Origin of the sequence: Curtobacterium sp. B18 (assembly GCF_000333375.1) — a bacterium.
Taxonomy (GTDB): Bacteria; Actinomycetota; Actinomycetes; order Actinomycetales; family Microbacteriaceae; genus Curtobacterium.
This window is the reverse complement of record NZ_BACZ01000040.1, coordinates 2560-4769: the sequence shown is the minus strand read 5'-3', so window position 1 is coordinate 4769 and position 2210 is coordinate 2560. Positions and strand designations below refer to the sequence as shown.

The window sequence follows — 2210 nt, the reverse complement described above, 5'->3', positions numbered from 1 at the left end:
AGTCGACGGACAGGTCGGACCGGCCGTAGTGGAACAGCAGCGGCAGGTCGAGCTGGGCGGAGTCGGCGCACCGCATGGGCCCGCTCGCGGCCGCGCCGCATCCGCCCGCTCGCGCCCGGCCGCGCGCCACCAGCGCCGCACGGTGCGCAGTAGCGTGAGGCTGCGGCGCCCGACGCTCGACCACTCCGGTCGCCGGGAATCGGAACCCGTACAGCACGGTTGCAGGCGAACACGAAACACCACGAGCCCGCGCGGAACGCACGAGACCGTGATCGCCCGCTCGACTCGAGAGAGCACGAAGCACCCCGCACGCAGCACCCCGCACCCCGCAGGACCCACGAACAGGAGCACCACCATGGCCACCGACTGGATCGCGCTGCAGGCCCTCGCGGCAGCCGAGTTCGGCCGCCGCGTCGCCGCCGTCACGGATTGGGACGCCTCGACCCCCGACTCCGAATGGACCACCAGAGACCTCGTGCGACACGTCGTCGAGGAACAGCGGTGGATCCCGAAGCTCCTGACGGGGTGCGACTACGCGCAGGCCGAGGCGGACCTCGAGGCGGTCGGCCCCGACCTCGCCGCCGAGTGGGCGAAGTTCGCCGCCGAAGCCATCGAGGCATGGCAGCGAACGCCCGCTGACACGCCGGTGCACCTCGCCACGGACGTCGTCCCCGCCGGCCAGTACCTCACCGAGCAGACCAGCGACATCACGATCCACACGTGGGACCTCGCGCGGGCGACCGGCAGCGACGAGACCCTCCCGGACGAACTGGTGCAGGCCGTGTGGGAACACTTCGAGCCGCAGATCGAGGACCTCGCCGCGACGGGCCTCTACGCCGCCCCGGTCGACGTCGACGATGATGCGCCGCTGCAGGTCCGCCTCCTCGCGGTCACAGGGCGCGATGCCAGGGTGGCAGCATGACAGAATCCGCCCGCTCGGCAAGCCCCGAATCCGCCCGCTCGGCGAGCCCCGAATCCGCCCGCTCGGGAACGAACGCGGCCGACGCCGCAGCAGAATCCGCCCGCTCGGCAACCCCGGAAACCGCCCGCTCGGCAACCCCGGAAACCGCCCGCTCGGCAACGCCTGGAACCGCCCACTCGGCAACCCCGGAAACCGCCCGCTCGGCGCCGGACGGCGGCAACGCGCCCGACGCGAACGCGCGCAACACCAACGCGCCCACCGCCGACGCGCCCGCGCCCCGCCCGGACACCGTCCGCCTCGGCGCCTCCGGCCTCCAGATCAGCTCCGTGATCCTCGGCATGATGTCCTACGGCGACCCCGACAAGGGCGCCCACGAGTGGAGCGTCGGCATCGACGAGGCCCGCCCCTTCGTCCGCCGCGCCTACGAGGCCGGCATCACGACGTTCGACACCGCGAACGTGTACTCCGCCGGCAGCAGTGAGGAGATCACCGGCACGCTCCTCAAGGAACTCGCCCCGCGCGAGGAGGTCCAGGTCTTCACGAAGGTCTTCAACCGCATGCGCCCCGGCCCGAACGGCGCCGGGCTCTCACGGGCGGCGATCATGCACGAGATCGACGCCTCGCTGACCCGCCTCGGCACCGACTACGTCGACCTGTACCAGATCCACCGCTTCGACCCGCACACCCCGGTCGAGGAGACGATGGAGGCGCTGCACGACGTCGTCAAGGCCGGCAAGGCGCGGTACATCGGCGCGAGCAGCATGTGGGCGTGGCAGTTCGCCGAGATGCAGCACGTCGCCGAGCTGCACGGCTGGACGCCCTTCGTGAGCATGCAGGACCAGTACAACCTCCTCGAACGCGAGGAGGAGCGCGAGATGCACCCCTTCTGCGCCCACACCGGCGTCGGCGTGATCCCGTGGAGCCCCCTCGCACGCGGCAAGCTCACGCGCCCGTGGGACGCGCAGGGCTCGGGGAGCCGGGCGAACACGGACGAGTTCGGCAAGACGCTCTACCGGCAGGACGAGGACGCGAACCGCGCGATCGTCGACGCGGTGCAGCAGGTCGCCGAGGCACACGACGTGAGCATGGCCCAGATCGCCCTGGCGTGGGTGGCCGGGAAGGACGCGGTCTCCGCGCCCATCGTCGGCGCGACGAAGGAGCACCACATCGACGACGCCGTGGCCGCGAGCCGGATCACGCTCACCGACGACGAGGTCACGCGACTCGAATCCGCGTACACACCCCGGGTGCCGTCCGGTTTCTGACGCACCCACCCGTGGGACGGGAG

Annotated in this window: 3 protein-coding genes; 2 read left to right on the top strand and 1 reads right to left on the bottom strand. The window is 71.7% G+C overall.

What is annotated here, in order from left to right; genetic code table 11:
- Window positions 1-355: 355 nt before the first annotated feature.
- Window positions 356-922: a TIGR03086 family metal-binding protein gene (locus tag I5E_RS01060; protein ID WP_022905367.1), complete on the top strand. Its 567-nt coding sequence runs from the start codon at window positions 356-358 to the stop codon at window positions 920-922.
- Here the strand turns inward: I5E_RS01060 and I5E_RS20835 are convergent.
- A complete protein-coding gene (locus I5E_RS20835) occupies window positions 891-1262 on the bottom strand; it encodes a hypothetical protein (RefSeq protein WP_042723446.1) in 372 nt (123 codons plus the stop codon). The two genes, I5E_RS01060 and I5E_RS20835, sit on opposite strands and share 32 nt — an antisense overlap.
- Between I5E_RS20835 and I5E_RS01055 the strand changes: the two genes are divergently transcribed.
- Complete coding sequence (locus I5E_RS01055; RefSeq protein WP_042723447.1) at window positions 1261-2187, top strand: aldo/keto reductase; 927 nt, start codon at window positions 1261-1263, stop codon at window positions 2185-2187. The two genes, I5E_RS20835 and I5E_RS01055, sit on opposite strands and share 2 nt — an antisense overlap.
- The last annotated feature ends 23 nt before the right edge of the window (window positions 2188-2210 follow it).